Source organism: Streptomyces lanatus (genome assembly GCF_014655715.1).
Lineage (GTDB): Bacteria > Actinomycetota > Actinomycetes > Streptomycetales > Streptomycetaceae > Streptomyces > Streptomyces lanatus.
Map to the genome: position 1 here is coordinate 449,770 of NZ_BNBM01000002.1, position 17,386 is coordinate 467,155.

Consider the following 17,386-nt stretch of genomic DNA (forward strand, 5'->3'; position numbering starts at 1 on the left):
ACAGCCGTCGAGTGACCGTTCGGACGGTCAGGACACGTGCGTGTCGTCTGCAGGCCGCCGCGCGTTAACCCGGCGCACGACGTCCCGCGCCGACCTTGGAGTGACCGCAGTTGCCCACACCCCTGTCCCGCATCCCGGCCAGAGCCCTGGTCGCGGCTCTCCTGGCCGCAGCCTTCTGCGCCCAGGCCGTGGCCGCGCTGCGCCCGCACGTCCCGCTGCTGCTCGCCTCGACGGTCGTGTCCCTGGCCGTCGAGGGCGTGCTGTACCGCTGGCACCGCGGCATGCTGTCGATGTTCGCCAAGTCGCACGCGGACATCACCGTGCGGCATGTGCTGCGGGATCTGTTGCTGGTCGTCGCCCTGCTGCGGCTCGGCGAGCAGCACCGGGAGACGCTGTACACACCGCTCATCGCAGGTCTGCTCGCCTTCTACGCGCTGCACTGCGCGATCCAGGCGGTCTCGGTGCTGGTCCGCCGCACCCGCACCCTGCCGGTGGTCACCCGCAACATCGACGCCTCCGCGCTGCGCCTGTCCCCCGCCCCACCGGTCCTGCTGCGCCGCCCCGGCCACCGGCTGCTGATCTTCGGCCTCCCGGCCACCACGGGCCTGCTGGCCACGGCGGCCACCGACGACCGGCGCTGCGCCGCGCTCGGCATCGCGCTGTCCCTGGGGCTGGCCCTGCTGGGCCTGTACGACCTTCTCGTACGGCTGCTGCCGTCCCGGCGCCCGGCGGGCGAGCGGGAGGCGCTCCAGTGGCTGGACGCCTGGCTGGCGGAGTACCGGCCGACGGTCGGCCTGTACTTCTCCGGCGGCGCCTCCTCGGCGTACCAGGCGAACATGTGGCTGGAGCCCCTCGCCCAGCTGGAGGGCCGTCCGCTGATCGTGCTGCGGGAGCGGTTCATGGTGCAGAAGATCGCCCCGACCGACGTCCCGATCCTGTGCCTGCCGAAGGTGTCGACGCTGATGCGCCTGGAGGACTCCTCGCTCGAAGTCCTCATCCACCCCTCGAACTCCGGCAAGACCTCCCAGGTCCTGCGCATCCCCACGCTGAAGCACACCTTCGTCAACCACGGGGAGAGCGACAAGCTGTCGTCCTGCAACCCGTACGCGAAGGCCTACGACGAGGTGTGGGTGGCCGGTCCGGCGGCGCGGGAGCGGTATGCGCAGGCCGAGGTCGGCGTCGAGGACAAGGACGTGGTGGAGATCGGCCGCCCGCAGCTGGACGCCGTACGGCCGTACGAGGGGGCGCCGACGGGTGCCCGTACGACCGTGCTGTACGCGCCGACCTGGGAGGGCTGGGACGGCAACCCGGGCAACACCTCGGTGATCGAGGCCGGCGAGAACCTCGTACGGGCGCTGCTCGCGGACCCGGGCGTACGGCTGCTGTACAAGCCGCATCCGCTGACGGGCTCCGTGGACGCGCGGGCCGGGGCGGCCGATCTGCGGATCCGTGAACTGATCGGGGCGGCGAACCGGAAGCGGGCGGGTGACAGCAATGGTGAACTGGCGCTGCGCACCCTGGAGTTGGACCGGCTCACCACGACCGCCCTGCGGGCCGGCGCCGATCAGGTGGAGCGGATGCTGTTCCAGGCGGCGCCGGAGCCGGGGCGGGCGGACGCGGTGGCGGCGGCCACGGCGGCCTGGGAGGAGGCCTACTGGGCCTCGCTGCCCGAGGACGAGCACCAGGTCGTCACCACACCCCGGCCCACGCTGTACGCCTGCTTCAACCAGGCGGACCTGCTGATCAGCGATGTGTCGAGCGTGATCAGCGACTTCCTGGCGAGCGGGAAGCCGTACGCCGTGGCGAACACCAGTGGCCTCGCGGAGGACGTGTTCCGCAAGGCCTTCCCTACCGTGCGCGCGGCGACCGTGCTGGCGCCGGACGCGGCCGGGGTGCCGGACCTGCTGCGGACGGTGCGGCACCCCGAGAAGGACGAACTGGCCGATGCTCGGGCCGAGTTGAAGCGACACCTGCTGGGGCCGGACGAGCCGGTGTCACAGGTGCGCTTCAACGACGCCGTGCAAGCACTGTGCAAGACGGCCCGGGAGCACCGCACACGAATGGCGGAGCGGCTGGCTGCGGAGGCCGCAACGGAGATCCCGGACCAGCGGCGGTCCGCTACGCCGCCGCAGCCCGCCCACCCGGCGTAGGCCCGCCCGACGACGGCCTCGCGCCGCCGCCCGCGGACCTCAGCACCCGGCGCGCCTTGCGCACCGCGCGGCGCAGGAACGAGTCGGTGCCGCCCTCCCGGTAGCCGGGGTAGGCGCGGGCCTGGCGCGGATCGGCGAGGTAGACCGAGTCGGGGACACCGGCCGCGCGGTCCCGGAAGTGCGGGTAGGCGAGGTAGAGCCGGCGGCCCTTCTTCTCCAGGAGGGCCGCCGGCTGCTTCTTGGCCCGGACGAACTCCACGACCGGCAGCAGGAGATCGGCGCGCTGCGCGGCGACCAGGTGCAGCCGCAGTCGCTCGTCCACCTTGAGGCGGCGGGCGATGTCCGGGGTCCAGAAGGTGTCCATGAGGGGCTTGGCCAGTTCGAGCTTGTGCTGCCTGACCTTCTCGCTGTCCTTGGCGTACTGGGGCCCGAACTGCGGCAGCAGGGTGATGAGAAACGGGCGGACCATGAGCAGGTCGCGGCGGTCGCCGGCGGGCAGGTGCTCGGCTATCAGGTTCATCAGGGCGCGCGCGGAGTCGAAGCGCAGGGTGTAGCCGCCGCTCTTCGTCACATGCTTGCCGTCGTCGCGGCCCACCAGGTAGTAGCAGGTGTAGTCGGCGACCACGGAGACGCCGTCGGCCCGCAGATAGGCCTCCATCGTGAACAGCGCGTCCTCGCCGGTCCACAGGGATTCGTCGAAGCGCATGTTGTGCCGGGTCAGCAGGTCCCGGCGGAACAGCTTCTGCGCGCTCAGCGTGAACTTGATGTTGGAGGAGAAGACGTCGGTACGGTCCAGCGTCTTGCCCCACATCGACTTGGGCGCCGTGCGGTTGACGCCCTCGACGCGGCCGAGCACCACGTCCGTGCCGTTCTTGTCGCCCATCGCGACCATGCGCTCAAGGGCCTCGGGGCCCAGCCGGTCGTCGGCGTCCAGGAAGAAGACGTAGCGCCCGGTCGCCTTGCCGAGACCGACGTTGCGCGGTCCGCTCGGGCCGCCGGAGTTCTCCTGCCGGATCACGGTGACCCGCATCGGCACGCGGGCCGCGAAGTCCTCCAGGCACTGCCCCGTGCCGTCGGTCGAACCGTCGTCCACCGCGATGACCTCGATCCGCTCCGGGTCGATGGTCTGTGCCTCGACCGACGCCAGGCACTCGACCAGGTAAGGCATCGCTTCGTACGCCCCGATGATCACAGTCACATCAGGCTGCGCAACGGTCACGTTTCCCCCTCATCAATGGGATATTTCCCCCGTATCAGCTCATTCGCTAACTGGTAGACGGTTGAGCATGCCAACCGGTTGCCTTAGCCATGTCATTTAGTGATCCAGATCACATAGGGAACTGACATGGACTCACGCTAATCGGGAACCGTAAGGGGCCCGCAAGAAGGCATGAGAACCACAAGAACTCATGAAAAACGGCGCGGCCCCCGAGGAATGCTCCTCGGGGGCCGCGCCGTTGGCGGGTGTCTCAGGCCGTCAGATCGTCCCGCGCCACCGTCACCGACGCCTCGGGCACGGCCGCCGCCGCCCGTGACTCCTGGCCGACATTGCGCGTCTCGGCCTTGATCGCGAGGTTCCCCACGGCGGTGTTGAACTGGACGATGGACGTCGGCTCGTCCGGGCCCAGCAGATACCGCTTGAGGTCGCCCCGGTCCTCGGCCAGCGGGTCCGCCGCCGGGTCCCGTACGGCGTCCAGCAGCCCGCCCAGTTCGGCCGCGCTGTTGGACAGGATCGTCGCGGCGCGCACCGCGGTGTTCTGCCGCTTGAACTCCTCCACGCCCAGCTCGGCCGAGTCGGTGACCGCGTACGGCTTGCCGCTGGCGATGAAGTCGGAGACCACGCTGGAGATGTCGGAGACCATCGCGTCGGAGACGTTGAAGCAGTCGTACAGCCGCGGCTCGGCGCCGGTGATGACGCGGTGCTCATGGCCGCCGAAGGAGTTCCAGTACGCGGTGTTCCACGCGGCGCGCAGCCGGGCGACCTCCTCGTGCCTGGCGATGTCGACCAGGCCGTCGCGGGTGGCCTCGGCCTCGTCGCCCTTGGCGTTGCCTTTGCCCTTGCCGGACAGCTCGGCCAGGCGCGCCTCGATACGGGTCAGCTCGGCCTTGGCGGCGGCCTGCGCGGCGGCGTCGGCGGTGAAGCGGGCGTCGGTGGCGCGCTCGGCGGCGGCCTTCTCGACCAGCGCGGTGATCCGGCGGTGCGCGGCGCCGGCCTCCTTGCTGACGGTGCCGGTGAAGGGGTGCGGCTTGTACAGGACGCGGACCGGCGGGTCGGCCTTCACCAGCTTCTTGATGATGTTCTCGCCGGCCAGCACGATCGAGGTGTTGCCCGGATTGCCGTCCCAGCCCTCCCAGGTGGGCGCGTACAGCACGGTCGGGATACGGCCGTCCGGCACCCCGCTCCAGCCCTGGATCGGCGCCAGCTGCGGGCGGCCGACCTCGACGATGTCGTCGTCGCGGACGCCGACGTCGGCTATGGCGTAGCGGTCGCGGCCCGCGCGGCCCGCGGTCCACACCTCGTCGTAGACCTTGCTGTACGGGTTGACGCTGGCCAGCTTGTCGCTGTCGCCGTGGCCGATGAAGACGTGCTTCATGGTGGGGACGCGCAGCAGGTGGATGTTCTTGCCGACGTTCGCGGCGTACAGGGCGACGCGCACGTTGGTCAGGTCCAGGTTCATCAGGTGGACGCCGCCGGGCACGCAGATCACGGGGACCGTGGTGGGCGCGAGGTTGTTCAGGATGACCCGCTCACGCAGGATGACAAGCGGCCTGGAGTCGAGCTGCTCCATGGTCTCCAGCCACATGTTGACCTGGTAGGCGGAGTCCTTGGAGCCGGAGAAGTACAGCACCGTCTCGGGCCGGTACTCGGCCAGCCAGGCGTCGACGGCGGCCAGGACCTTGTCGGCGTTCGGCGGGATCTTCGCGCCGCGCACATACGGCACCAGCGCCAGCACGTACAGCAGGCCCAGGCCCACGGTGACGCCGATGCCGATGAACCCGGCCACGGCCGACTCCAGGGACGCCGAGACGAGGATGCCTGCGACAGCCGCGAGATCGAGGTGCAGCATCTTCTCGGCGGAGCGGTGCAGCAGCACGCGCGGCGGGGCGTCCGGGATGCGGATGCGCGAGGCCAGGTCGATGTTGCGGGTGGCGACCGGCATACGGCGGCGGTTGCGGATCAGGGTGACCAGCGCGCCGTGCGGGGCCTGGAGGCCGTAGAAGGCGATGAAGCAGGCGATCGCGCCGTAGTAGATCAGGTCGTCCGCGAGGCCGAGGCGGGCCAGCAGCAGGATCAGCAGCAGCTGCCGGATCAGGAAGCGGATCGACAGACCGGCCCGGACCTTGCTCAGGCGGTTGACCAGATAGCTGCCCTTGCGGTGCAGATAGTGGTCCGCCAGGTACGTCACGGCGGCCGCGGCGGCGAAGGCGGGGATGCTCGGGACGAGCGCGGCCAGCATGAGTGCCGGGAAGCCCAGCATCATGAGGGCCGCCGCGGCCAGCTCGGCCGCGCTGCCCACCCGGGCGACGCGAATAGCAGTGGATATCACGTAGAACCTGCTCAGGAGAGGGGCCGGTCTGATGGAGGGGGGAAGGACTCAGGCCCCTGTGAATTCTCCGTGAACGAAGAAACGCAGAGGCCTGAATTCCATAAGGCTATTAAATCTTGATTATGCCATGCCGTCCTGCCGGTCGAGGACACTGGCCAGCGCCTGCTCGAAGCCGGAGGCCTGACCGGCGGCCGCGGTCGGGTCCTGCTGGCGGACGTCGATGACATGGCCGGTCAGCTCGGAGAGCAGCACGTCCAGGGAGGTCCGGGCGACGGCCTCGGAGGAGAGCAGGCTGCCCGCGGGCTCCTGGCCGAAGGCCTTGGTGCGCATCGGGGTTGCGGTGCGCTCCGGGTTGATGCAGTTCACCCGGATGCCGTCACCGGCCCACTCGTCGGACAGGGCCTGGGTGAGGTTCACCATGGCGGCCTTGGTCGAGGAGTAGAGGCTGTACTCGGCGCGACCGCGGGTGTAGCTGCTGGAGGTGTAGAGCAGCAGCTGGCCCTTGGTCTCGGAGAGGTACTTGTACGAGGAGCGCGCGATCTGCACCGGGGCCAGGTAGTTGACCTTCAGCGCCTCCTCGATGGTGGCGTTGTCGGTCTCGGCGAGCTTGCCGATGCGCAGCACACCGGCGGTGTTGACGACGTAGTCGATCCGGCCGGTCTCGGCGTACGCCTTGGACAGCGCGTCGTCGACCTCCTCCGGGTTCTCCACGTGGGTGCCGGTGGTGGAGCGGCCCAGCGCGTACACCTTGGAGCCGTAGGACTCGGCCAGTTCGGCGATGTCCTTGCCGATGCCGTAGCTGCCGCCGAAGACGACGACGGTCTTGCCGGTCAGCAGCTCGCGGTAGGTCTCCTCGGAGACCTGCTCGGGCGTGGCGGTGGACGCCAGCTGGAAGAGCTTGTCGGCGATGAAGACGTCGACCGGCTGGGTGACCTTCATGTTGTACTCGTCGCCCGCGACGACGTGGATCGGCACGTCAGGCAGGTACTTGAGCACGACCGAGCAGTCGTCCGTGGCCTGGAAGTTGGGGTCACCGGCGGCGACCTCGTAGGCCCGCTTGATGGTGGACAGCTTGAACGCCTGCGGCGTCTGGCCGCGGCGCAGCCGGGAGCGGTCCGGGATCTCGGTGATGAACTCGCCGTCCTCGCCGTGCGTGCGCGTGACGATGATGGTGTCCGCGGACGGGATGGCGACGTCGACGGCCTGGAAGCGCTCCAGGGCCACGACACAGTCGTCGATCACACGCTGTGACAGCAGCGGGCGTACGGCGTCGTGGAAGAGGACGTTCAGGTCCTCGCCCTCGGCGAGGCCCTCACCGAGGGCCGCGATGGCGCGCTCGGTGGTCTCGTTTCGCGTCGAGCCGCCTTCGATGATCTTCTTGACCTTCGTGAACCCGGCCTTGGCCACGATCTTCTCGATGTCCGGCACATAACCGGGCGCCATCAGCACGATGATGTCGTCGATCGAGTCGGCCTTCTCGAAGGTGGTCAGCGTGTGCTCGATGACGGCCTTGCCGGCGATCTTCAGCAGCTGCTTGGGGATCGACAGACCCACCCGCTGACCGGTGCCACCGGCCAGGATCACTGCGGTGGTACGGGGCTTGGCTATGTGCTGGGACACAGGTGACCTACCTTGTGGCGACTGGGAACCTGGAAATGGTCCCACTTGCGGTTACCGCAGTGCAAGGTGAGCGTCCCCGGCTGCATATGTGCGCGCAACCTGTCATTCACCTTGTACGCATGGTCGATGGCGAGAGCCTCTCCGGAGACTCCGGGTCATAGCTGTGAGTAACCGCACAGGCTCAGCGGAGCCGCAGTCGCTTGAGGCAGCGGTGCCCGAGCACCCGCACCAGCTCGCCCGACGGCGTCTGGTGGACCGAGCGCGTCCTGGCGGGCACGGCGGCGGCCGCGAGGGCTCCGTAGAGCGCCTGGGCGGCGACCTCGGGGGCGATGCGCGGCTCGGCGACGGCGCCCGTCCCCGCCTCGTCCTCGGCGGACAGCAGCTGCATGTCGCCGAGGACTCGCACGCCCGTGCCCCCGATACGCTCCGCGATCTCCTCCCCGATTCCGGCGGCGGCCTCGACGGCCCATCGCGGGGTGCGGATCTTCACGTCGCCGGGACCGGGGACGCACGAGTTCTTCATATGCATCACGGCGCCGTTTCGGACGAGCTGTGAATACAGCTCCTCGGGCAGTTCATTGGCTCGGAATTCCTTATTAAGATTCCGCAGCATTTCGGTCTCGGCGAGGGTGAGCGAGCGATTCGCCGCGTCCGGAACGGGACGCAACAGACCTTCCGGAAGCCCGAGCAGCGCCTCGAAGGTGCGCATCAGCCCCTCCCGGTCCCGGTCGTCCACCACGACCACGGTGACCCGCCCGGCACCGGCCACCCGCACCCAGCGCTCCACGAGCCGATCGTGCCGGTGCCGCCGCCAGAAGCTGGGGTTGGGCTGCTCGTACGGCGCCTTTTTGAGCATGTGGGTGAGCCAGTCCTCGTAGCCCATGCGCAGGCCGTTCTGCACGTACTGCTGCCACTGCGAGGGCATGATCCGCACGAGCGGGCGCAGGGTGACCAGGACATGCACCCGGTCGCCGCCGAGTTGCTCCACGATCCGCGCGATGGCCGTGTCGTCGGGGGCGTCGGCGAAGAACTCGCTGCTCAGCACCGAGGTGCGCCGGCCCGTGGCGCGCACCTGCTCAAGCAGGCGCTCCCAGTGCCGCTCGGTGGGCGCGGTGTCGCCGATCATGCCGGTGCGGGCACAGGCGGCGAGGACCGCCTCCATGGGGTGCCGGGTGGTGGCCGGCCACTCGACGCCATGCCGGCTCATCTCGTCCTTCGCCGCGAACAGCGCGCCCTGGATCGAGGTGGTGCCCGTTTTGTGCGGACCGATGTGCAGCAGCCGGGTCCCGGTCGGCAGCGGGGCGATCACATCACCGTCGACCGGGAGTTCATCTCTCGTACAGTCCGTCTCCATGGTCAGAGGACGGTAAGAGAGGTTCCTGAGACCGCGCTGAGAGTGGCCTGGGACACGGATGAGTCCCAGGCCCCCCACCAGTTGTTACGACCGTCTAGACGACCTCGACGCCCGGCCGCCCCGCCTCCACCCGCAGCGACGCCAGCGTGCTCGGCGTCGACGTCTGCTGCCGGACCGTGTCCACGACCCGCACCTGCGCGTCGATCCCGTCGCGCCGGACGTCGAAGAGGTGGTAGCCGCGATGGGCGTCGAGCAGCTTCCAGTGCGGGTTGTCCGGCACGCGGGGGTCCCACTCCTTGTGGAACGCGGCCTGGTCCTGGTCACCGTTGCTGGAGATGGACGTACCGACGAACTCGGCGCCCACGACGGCGGAGTCCGGATCGGCGTAGTCCTCCTTCAGATCGCTGATCATCGTGAGGTGGCGGTCGCCGGTGAACACGACCGGGTTGCGGACGTGCTTCAGCTCCTCCATCAGGGCGTTGCGCTCGGCCTGGTAGCCGTCCCAGGCGTCGTAGAACCAGAGCTTGCCCGGGCCGACCTGAAGGTCGGTCTCGGCCATCATGATCTGCGAGCCGATCATGTTCCAACGGGCCGGAGAGTGCCGCAGCCCGTCGATCAGCCAGTCCCGCTGCTCGGCGCCGAGCATGGTGAGCGAGGGGTCCTGGGCGCCTTCCTGGCTCTTGGCCTGGTCGCTGCGGTATTGCCGGGTGTCGAGGACGCTGAGCCGGGCAAGGCGGCCGAACTCCAGGCGGCGGTACATCTGGATGTGCGGGCCGTTCGGGATGGCGCTCGCCCGGACCGGCATGTGCTCGTAGTACGCCTGGTAGCCGGCGGTCAGCCGGGCCACGAAGGCGTCGTGCGACTGCTTGTCCGGGTCCTGCGGGATCTCGCCGGCGAAGTCGTTGTCGATCTCGTGGTCGTCGAAGGTCACCACGAAGGGCGCGTTGGCGTGCATCGCCGCGAGGTCCGGGTCGGTGCGGTACTGGGCGTACCGGTTGCGGTACTGCGTCAGGCTGAACGGCTCACCCGTGCCCTCGTGCCGGCGCACGCCCGTCGACGCCGGCGTCGACTCGTAGATGTAGTCGCCGACGAACAGGACGAAGTCGGGGTCCTGGTCCAGCATGTCGGCGTACGGCGTGAAGTAGCCGTGCTGCCAGTTCTGGCAGGAGGCCAGCGCCATACGCAGCCGCCCGCCGGAGCTGTGCGGATGCGGCGCGGTACGGGTGCGCCCGATGGGCGAGATCTGGCCGCTGGTGCGGAAGCGGTACCAGTACTCACGCCCCGGACGCAGCCGCCGTACGTCGACGTGCACGCTGTGCCCCAGCTCGGGGCGGGCCTGGGCGACACCGCGGCGCACCGGTTTGCGGAACCGTTCGTCCTCGGCGATCTCCCACTCGACGGACACGACACGGTCGGGCATGCCGCCGCCGTTCAGCGGATCCGGCGCGAGCCGGGTCCACAGCACGATGCCGTCGGGCAGCGGGTCTCCGGAGGCGACGCCGAGGCTGAACACACCGTCCGGCAGCGGGGTTTCGGCGGCACGTGCGGCGGTCGGCAGCCACAGCTGGGCGGAGGCCGCGGCGCCGAGCACAGCGGCTCCGGCGGTCAGAAAGCGACGTCGGTCGGGGGACACGGACCCGGTCTCGTGGGTCATCGGCGAACTCCCTTGCCTCGCTGGCCTCTTGCGGACACTTGGGATGCTCATGCTTCAGGGCGGACCGCCCGTTGAACGGCATACTTCGCGTGCATGACAAACAGGGAGACAACAGAAGACCCGTTGCAGAAGGACGAGAACGTGCCCTTACCGCAACGGGTCTGTCGATGAATCAGTGGTTGAATCCGGAGCCCAGCTTCGCGTTCGCGGCGACCGTGCCGAGGGTCCCGGCGCCGAAGGTGAACGATCCGGTCGGGGTGATCCCGGCCGAGGTGGACTTGAACACCCACACCGAGCCGGCGTTGGCGTTCTCGCCGGGTGCGCCTACGGCGAGTTCGGCGCGGCCGTCGCCGTTGGCGTCGAGGAGGTGGGTGGCGCGGCCGAAGGCATCGTCGGTCTCGGCCGCACCGGGGACCCCGACAGTGGCCTGATTGACCCCACTGGCCCCATTGAGCCCGCTCGCCCCACCCCGCAGTACGACGGTCCCGCCGGCGTTGCTCAGCCCGTCGAAATCCTCGCCGGGGACGCCGGTCGAGACATCGGCGTACCCGTCGCCGTCGACGTCGGCGACCGCGATGTCCGAGCCGAAGCCGTCCCCGCGCTCGGCGGCGCCCGGGACTCCGGCGCTGTCCTGATTGACGTAGGTGACCTTGGTGCCGAGGGGCCCGTTGGCGGAGCCGGGTATGAGGGCGACCCGCCCACCCGTCGGGATCGGAGTGTCAAGGTCACTGTCGTACCCGTCCACGGACCGCCCCACGACGATGTCCGCGTACCCGTCCCGGTTCACATCACCGACCCCGACGGATTCACCGCCCTGAACTCTCAGATCCCGCCCATCGCGTACGACGGTCCCCTCGGCGAGTCCGTCCGCCGTGCCGCGCCAGTAGGTGACGCGGCGGGCGTCGTACTCGTCGCCGTCGTTCATGGTTCCGACGACGTCATCGATGCCGTCACCGTTGACGTCGCCGGTGGTGAGGTCCAGGAACCGGGGGTCGGACTCGTCCAGGACGATCTGCTCGCCACCGCTCGCGGCCCCGTCCCGCCCGAACGGCCCCTTGACGACCCGCAGTTTGACGAGGCTCTCGACCATGACGAGGTCAGCCGCGCCGTCCCCGTTCACATCGCCGACGGTCAACTGCCCACGGGCGCTGAGCCGGTCGTACGTCTCATGCCCGTACGCCAGCGGAGCCCCGCCGGACAGCCCGTCCGGCCCGCCCCAGACGACCTGGACGAGCCCGGTCTCGGCACCACCCTCCACCGAGTCCTCGCCGGTGACACCGACGATCAGGTCGTCGTAGCCGTCCCGGTCGAGGTCGGCGCTGTCGACGGCGCTGCCGAAGAAATCGCCGGTCTCGGCGGAGTCGGTGACGCCGGGGGTGTTCTGGCTGAGGACCTGCTTGGAGGAGGTGTCGAGACCATTGGCCGACCCGTACACGACGGCGACATACCCGGCCTGCTTCTTGCCGTCGACGGTCGCCTCGGGGGCGGCGACGGCGAGGTCGGAGTAGCCGTCGCCGTTGAAGTCGTCGTGCAGCTGCTCGGCTCTCGGGGCGGCGGTCGCGGGGACGGCGAGGGCGCCGGCCAGGAGCGCGATGCCGGTGGCGAGGGCGAGACGGGTGCGTCGGGAGTGGGGGGTGTGGGGGGTGTGGGGGGCCTGGTGATCCACGTCGACTCCGGGAGTCTTGGGGGCAGTTGGCGCACGCGGAGAGATCGGAGATCTTGATCCGCGTTGCCCTGTACGACTCACCGGGTGGGGTGGGGGTTGCCCTTGAAGGCGGCCCCAATTCACCGGGCGTTAACCAAAATCGGCCCGGGCTCCGCCCCTCAGAACGGCTCGAAGTCGTCGTACTCCCGAAGGGACTCGTCCCGCTCGGCTTCCTTGTCCCGCCGCCGCTGCGCCGCCGGCCGGGGCGCCTCGAAGCGGTGGTCCTCGCCACGCCGGCCGAGCATCTCCGCACCGGACATCATGGTCGGCTCCCAGTCGAAGACGACGGCGTTCTCCTCGGGCCCGATGGCGACGCCGTCCCCGGAGCGGGCCCCCGCCTTCATCAACTCCTCTTCCACACCGAGGCGGTTGAGCCGGTCGGCGAGATAGCCCACCGCCTCGTCGTTGTTGAAGTCGGTCTGCCGCACCCAGCGCTCGGGCTTCTCGCCGCGCACCCGGAACAGCGGCTCCCCACCGACCTCCTCGTGGGTCACGGTGAAGCCGGTGTCGTCGACGGCCTTCGGCCGGATCACGATCCGCGTCGCCTCTTCCTTCGGCTTCGCGGCCCGCGCCTTGCCCACCAGCTCGGCCAGCGCGAACGACAGCTCCTTCAGCCCCATGTGCGCCACGGCGGACACCTCGAAGACCCGGTATCCACGGGCCTCCAGATCCGGCCGCACCATCTCGGCGAGATCCTTGCCGTCCGGTACGTCGATCTTGTTCAGGACGACGATGCGGGGCCGGTTGTCCAGGCCGCCGTACTCCCGCAGCTCCGTCTCGATGATGTCCAGGTCGGAGACGGGGTCGCGGTCGGACTCCAGCGTCGCGGTGTCCAGGACGTGCACGAGGACACTGCACCGCTCGACGTGCCGCAGGAACTCCAGGCCCAGGCCCTTGCCCTGGCTGGCGCCCGGGATGAGCCCCGGGACGTCGGCGATGGTGTACACGGTCGAACCGGCGGTCACCACACCGAGGTTGGGCACCAGCGTCGTGAAGGGGTAGTCCGCGATCTTCGGCTTGGCGGCGCTCAGCACCGAGATCAGCGAGGACTTGCCCGCGCTCGGGTACCCGACCAGCGCCACATCGGCGACCGTCTTCAGCTCAAGGACGATGTCCTGGAGATCCCCGGGCTCACCGAGCAGCGCGAAACCGGGCGCCTTGCGCCGCGCCGACGCGAGCGCCGCGTTGCCGAGGCCGCCCCGGCCGCCCTGTGCGGCGACGTACGACGTGCCGTGCCCGACGAGGTCGGCGAGCACATTGCCGGCCTTGTCCAGCACCACGGTGCCGTCGGGCACGGGGAGGACCAGGTCCTGGCCGTCCTTGCCTGACCGGTTGCCGCCCTCGCCGGGCTTGCCGCCCGTGGCCTTGCGGTGCGGGGAGTGGTGGTAGTCCAGCAGCGTGGTGACGGACTGGTCGACGGTGAGGATCACGTCGCCGCCACGTCCGCCGTTGCCGCCGTCGGGCCCGCCGAGCGGCTTGAACTTCTCACGGTGGACGGAGGCACAGCCGTGGCCTCCGTTACCCGCGGCGACATGCAGTTCGACGCGGTCCACGAAGGTGGTCATGGTCAGTGCCTCCAGAAAGCTTATGGAATGTCTCTTGCGTAACACGCGAAAGGCGGACCCGCCTTCCCACAGGGGAAGTGAGGTCCGCCTCGCGAAAAGTTCGGTCGAGCCTTGAGCCAGAGGACTCAGGCGACCGGAACGATGTTCACGACCTTGCGGCCACGGCTGGTGCCGAACTCCACCGCACCGGCCTGCAGCGCGAACAGCGTGTCGTCGCCGCCACGGCCGACGCCCGCACCGGGGTGGAAGTGGGTACCGCGCTGGCGGACCAGGATCTCACCCGCGTTGACGACCTGACCGCCGAAGCGCTTCACGCCGAGCCGCTGGGCATTCGAGTCGCGACCGTTCCGGGTGGACGATGCGCCCTTCTTGTGTGCCATGTCTCCTCAGTCCCTTACTTCGCAGCCGTGGGGATCTCAGTGACCTTGATCGCCGTGTACTGCTGGCGGTGGCCCTGACGACGGCGGTAGCCGGTCTTGTTCTTGTAGCGCAGAATGTCGATCTTCTGGCCCTTGTGGTGGTCCACGACCTCGGCCTGGACCTTGATGCCGGCCAGCACCCACGGGTCGCTGGTCACAGCGTCGCCGTCGACAACGAGCAGGGTCGAGAGCTCGACCGTGTCGCCAACCTGGGCGGTGGAAATCTTGTCAACCTCAACGATGTCGCCGACAGCAACCTTGTGCTGGCGACCACCGCTGCGCACGATGGCGTACACGCGGATCTCACTCTCTCGCTCGGAAACGGCACCCCCGAAGTCCAGCCGCCCGGCACGCGGACAGCCTCTCCAGGGCACCCAGTGCTCCGGAGGAAGAGGTTTACGGGGATGAGGCGCACCTATACCTATGGACACGCCGACGGTCAAGGTTACGGGGCCCGGCTTGAGGGGTCAAACCGGGCCCCGTTCGCCAGCGATCTCGGTCAGCCGGTCCCGCGCCGCGGCCCCAGCGCGTGCGGGGCGAAGGATGCGACATCGTCCAGCGCGTCCTCCGCGCGACCGCCGAGGACGGGGTCCTGAAGCAGGCCCCGGACCCGGGCGACCAGATCCGGACCGACCTCGCCGTGGATCCTCGCCACGTGCCCCACACAGGTCACCGCGAGCGCGCCGACCTGCGGGTCGACCGCGGGGCCGGCCGGATCGAGGCACTCGGACAGCAGCGCCTCGGTCACCTCACGCTCCGGCTCGTCGTAGGTGAAGACGAGCAGGGCCCTGGTGGCCCGGCCGACGTCGGTTCCCCGGATGTCGGCCGTCAGGGCGTCGCGCCATTCCGGGGACCCGGCGGGGCGGCCCGGAAAGGTGGCGTAATCACCAGCCACTTTCAACCTCTCCGTTCTTGAACATCGGAGTCGCCGCTCCCCGCTGGAATCATGCGTACGGGGCCCAACTTGAGGGGTCAAGCCGGGCCCCGCGGTTTTTGCGGTTGTCCTGGGAGAACCTAGGAGGCGTCGTTCATTTGCCTCCGGTGAATCGCCGAGATCGCACTCTCCTGGATCTCAAGGTCTCCGGAGTCGACGCGCTCGCGCAGCCACTGGCGCAACTCTCCGTACGCAGCCGTCGGTGGAATGTCGACAGCCAGGAGGTTCTCGAAGCCGCGGGTGGTCTCCCAACTGCAGCCCGCCTCGCTCAGCCGAAGCTCCACGGGCTCTCGGACGCCGCTGCGCAGGAAGACGACTCGGATCGTCGAATGCCCGGACTCCGACGTGAAGCTCTCGAACACGAGCTCACGTCGTTCGTGGTCCGGCTGGACTCGGATCAGGTCTCCGTACGAGATGCCCCGCACGAAGAACGGTGTATTCACCACCTTGATCTCAAACCTGACGTCCGTCTTCTCGCCCCAGAGGCGTTCCACGGAGACCGGCGGCCAGTTCGCGTGCTCAGCGTCGAGGTCGAAGGCGACCTTGAACAGCTTCGCACCACTGGCCGAGACCGGCCGCTCGCTCGATTGGGCCACGTCTACTCCTCGGGCAGAAATTCCCGCAACTCGTCGTCCCATTGTTCGACTCTCTTCGCGGACTTGTCCCTGTTGCAGCGCCGACAGGCCACGCAGCCGTTGTGCGGTGACCCGCAGCCTCCCTGCGCCTTGGGAATCTCGTGGTCGATCTGGGCGTCGTCCGGCTGTCCCTTGATGGGGGGTACCGTCGGCGTCACGCGAAGCGCGCCGCTCCACCGTGCGACCACAGTAGTCACACGTGAGGACCCCGTCGTTCTCCTTGAGGTTCTCGTCGTAGACCTGCTGCCGACCGGCGTCGGTGAAGTCATCGCCCGCACGGTCGTCCGGGTGGTTCCCGCAATTGTGCACGAGGAGGGGAATCTCCTCCGTAAGCACGTAGTACGTGTGAACGTCCTCGACCGTCAGGTCGTGGGTGCGCTGGCGCCGGTCGAAGGCGTGGACGGCCGTGATCTCGACCGATTCGCCGTCGGCGGTGTGCAGGCGCATCCCCGGCTTGAGGAATCCGGCCTCGATCCAGGCGTTCTCGGAGTCCGACCAGAAGGGGTGCGTGGTCGTGGAGACCAGGGACTCCGCCTTGCCCGACTTGGTCTTGACCGTCAGGTCTGGCGTATTGATCCACAGCAGCCAGCTCCTTCTTGGTCTGCGTAAGAAAAAAGCTGGTGCGGGAGACATCGCCCGGTACGTACAGCCAGCGGCACTGATGTCGTGAAGAATTTCGGGCAGAACCTCATCGAAAGCTCTGCCCGAACGTCATTCACCGGTGCTGCGACCTGCCACTGGAGGAAGGTTTCGCCCACCGCCCATCCAGTGTCGTCGAAGGCTTCGATCGATATGACGAACAGCACATTGCTGCCTGGTCGGATCCCGGGCCTGGGCAAGGAAACCGGTGAACGCCGAAACGGGGATGTCGGCCCGCTGGCCGCAGAGCGCCACCAACTCAGGGCTGACAGCGCGGGCGGGGCGGCCCTGGAGGAGTGCCGGTCAGAGTGCGTGCACGTCTTCTCCCTCGACCACCCACCTGCATTCAAGAAACCAAGATCCCTTGGTGTTCAGTACGGGTGGCTCTCAATCAGCTCCCATACTCGATGCGCTAGAAGAACAGCAGCGTCGTCGACCTCACGCGAGAATTCTTCGGCCAGTCGGGCGTGAATCAAAGAACCCAACTCGTTGCAATATTCCAGCGAGATCTGAGGGTGCAGCCAGCGCAGCCACTCCACAACACTCTGAACCCGAGAGAAATTGATCGCTTCTTTGCGACGCACGTCACTGGGAGATTCCGAGAAGATCAGCTTCAGTGCGCAGACAAGCCGCGCTACCGGCCGATCATACTCGGACAGAATAATCCCAAGTTCGGTTGCGGGCGCAATCGAGTCGCGGGAAATTCCACTCACTGGTGTCAGTTCATACCCAGGCACACTGCCGATAGCAGATTCCCCTTCTCCTGGATCAATGACCACGTGAATGCGGGAAGCTTTTCCGGGATCATCAACTGCGACCGAGAATCGATGAACACCAGGCTCGCCAATTAGGCTTGTATAACGAGAGAGGCGATCGATGTCAAATACGGCCAGCGTTCCATCCGAAAGAGTCAGATCCCCCTCGAACACCACTGTGCCGTATCTCGGCCAGACCTGCTGCCAAAGCGTGACACTGACTGGGGCTACTTGTTGCCTGACCGTGAGCATCACATGCTCACTTGAACTTGCGACCGACTTGAGGGGTTCCGCCAGGTCAAGCTGATCGCTCGGGAATCCAGTGGACCCAATGAAAACAGTCGAATGATTCAGCAGCAGGTGGGTGCGACCGATGATCACTGCAGTTCCATTCCAGCGGCCCCGCAA

Annotated in this window: 13 protein-coding genes and 1 pseudogene; 1 reads left to right on the top strand and 13 read right to left on the bottom strand. The window is 68.3% G+C overall.

The window, feature by feature from the left end; all coding sequences use genetic code 11:
* Positions 1-110 precede the first annotated feature (110 nt).
* Positions 111-2,150 (top strand): CDP-glycerol glycerophosphotransferase family protein, encoded by a 2,040-nt coding sequence (locus IE325_RS07245; RefSeq protein ID WP_190068881.1) that lies wholly within the window; start codon positions 111-113, stop codon positions 2,148-2,150.
* Here IE325_RS07245 and IE325_RS07250 read toward each other — a convergent pair.
* From IE325_RS07250 to IE325_RS07305, 13 genes and pseudogenes are all read right to left on the bottom strand, one after another.
* Positions 2,119-3,369 carry a glycosyltransferase family 2 protein gene (locus tag IE325_RS07250; RefSeq protein ID WP_190068882.1) on the bottom strand — a complete coding sequence of 417 codons (1,251 nt, stop codon included), beginning with the start codon at positions 3,367-3,369 and terminating at the stop codon, positions 2,119-2,121. The two genes, IE325_RS07245 and IE325_RS07250, sit on opposite strands and share 32 nt — an antisense overlap.
* A gap of 250 nt (positions 3,370-3,619) precedes the next feature.
* Positions 3,620-5,668, bottom strand: coding sequence for a CDP-glycerol glycerophosphotransferase family protein (locus tag IE325_RS07255; protein WP_190069221.1), 2,049 nt, complete (start codon positions 5,666-5,668; stop codon positions 3,620-3,622).
* A 150-nt stretch (positions 5,669-5,818) separates the two neighbouring features.
* On the bottom strand, positions 5,819-7,318 hold the full coding sequence (locus IE325_RS07260) for a bifunctional cytidylyltransferase/SDR family oxidoreductase (RefSeq protein ID WP_190068883.1): 1,500 nt from the start codon (positions 7,316-7,318) through the stop codon (positions 5,819-5,821).
* Between the two features lie 181 nt (positions 7,319-7,499).
* Positions 7,500-8,672, bottom strand: a complete 1,173-nt coding sequence (locus IE325_RS07265; protein WP_190068884.1) for a hypothetical protein — start codon at positions 8,670-8,672, stop codon at positions 7,500-7,502.
* Between the two features lie 94 nt (positions 8,673-8,766).
* Positions 8,767-10,326 (bottom strand): alkaline phosphatase D family protein, encoded by a 1,560-nt coding sequence (locus IE325_RS07270; RefSeq protein WP_190068885.1) that lies wholly within the window; start codon positions 10,324-10,326, stop codon positions 8,767-8,769.
* A 172-nt stretch (positions 10,327-10,498) separates the two neighbouring features.
* Positions 10,499-11,992: an FG-GAP-like repeat-containing protein gene (locus tag IE325_RS07275; RefSeq protein WP_190068886.1), complete on the bottom strand. Its 1,494-nt coding sequence runs from the start codon at positions 11,990-11,992 to the stop codon at positions 10,499-10,501.
* A gap of 158 nt (positions 11,993-12,150) precedes the next feature.
* Positions 12,151-13,596, bottom strand: a complete 1,446-nt coding sequence (obgE, locus tag IE325_RS07280; protein ID WP_190068887.1) for a GTPase ObgE — start codon at positions 13,594-13,596, stop codon at positions 12,151-12,153.
* A 125-nt stretch (positions 13,597-13,721) separates the two neighbouring features.
* Complete coding sequence (gene rpmA / locus IE325_RS07285) at positions 13,722-13,976, bottom strand: 50S ribosomal protein L27 (protein ID WP_030051735.1); 255 nt, start codon at positions 13,974-13,976, stop codon at positions 13,722-13,724.
* A 14-nt stretch (positions 13,977-13,990) separates the two neighbouring features.
* Positions 13,991-14,311 (bottom strand): 50S ribosomal protein L21, encoded by a 321-nt coding sequence (gene rplU, locus IE325_RS07290; RefSeq protein ID WP_020269559.1) that lies wholly within the window; start codon positions 14,309-14,311, stop codon positions 13,991-13,993.
* A 203-nt stretch (positions 14,312-14,514) separates the two neighbouring features.
* On the bottom strand, positions 14,515-14,910 hold the full coding sequence (locus IE325_RS07295; RefSeq protein ID WP_190068888.1) for a hypothetical protein: 396 nt from the start codon (positions 14,908-14,910) through the stop codon (positions 14,515-14,517).
* Between the two features lie 119 nt (positions 14,911-15,029).
* On the bottom strand, positions 15,030-16,217 hold the full coding sequence (locus IE325_RS47215; protein ID WP_190068889.1) for a DUF4265 domain-containing protein: 1,188 nt from the start codon (positions 16,215-16,217) through the stop codon (positions 15,030-15,032).
* Between the two features lie 189 nt (positions 16,218-16,406).
* Positions 16,407-16,550 (bottom strand): annotated as a pseudogene (locus tag IE325_RS45990) (XRE family transcriptional regulator); the annotation flags it as partial.
* 44 nt (positions 16,551-16,594) lie between these two features.
* Complete coding sequence (locus IE325_RS07305) at positions 16,595-17,359, bottom strand: hypothetical protein (RefSeq protein ID WP_190068890.1); 765 nt, start codon at positions 17,357-17,359, stop codon at positions 16,595-16,597.
* Positions 17,360-17,386 lie beyond the last annotated feature (27 nt).

What these genes read in the sequence shown, in the direction of transcription:
- IE325_RS07265 (WP_190068884.1), bottom strand. Translation starts at nt 8,672, where the DNA reads ATGGAGACGGACTGTACGAGAGATGAACTCCCGGTCGACGGTGATGTG.
- IE325_RS07270 (WP_190068885.1), bottom strand. Translation starts at nt 10,326, where the DNA reads ATGACCCACGAGACCGGGTCCGTGTCCCCCGACCGACGTCGCTTTCTG.
- obgE (WP_190068887.1), bottom strand. Translation starts at nt 13,596, where the DNA reads ATGACCACCTTCGTGGACCGCGTCGAACTGCATGTCGCCGCGGGTAAC.
- rpmA (WP_030051735.1), bottom strand. Translation starts at nt 13,976, where the DNA reads ATGGCACACAAGAAGGGCGCATCGTCCACCCGGAACGGTCGCGACTCG.
- IE325_RS47215 (WP_190068889.1), bottom strand. Translation starts at nt 16,217, where the DNA reads ATGTCTCCCGCACCAGCTTTTTTCTTACGCAGACCAAGAAGGAGCTGG.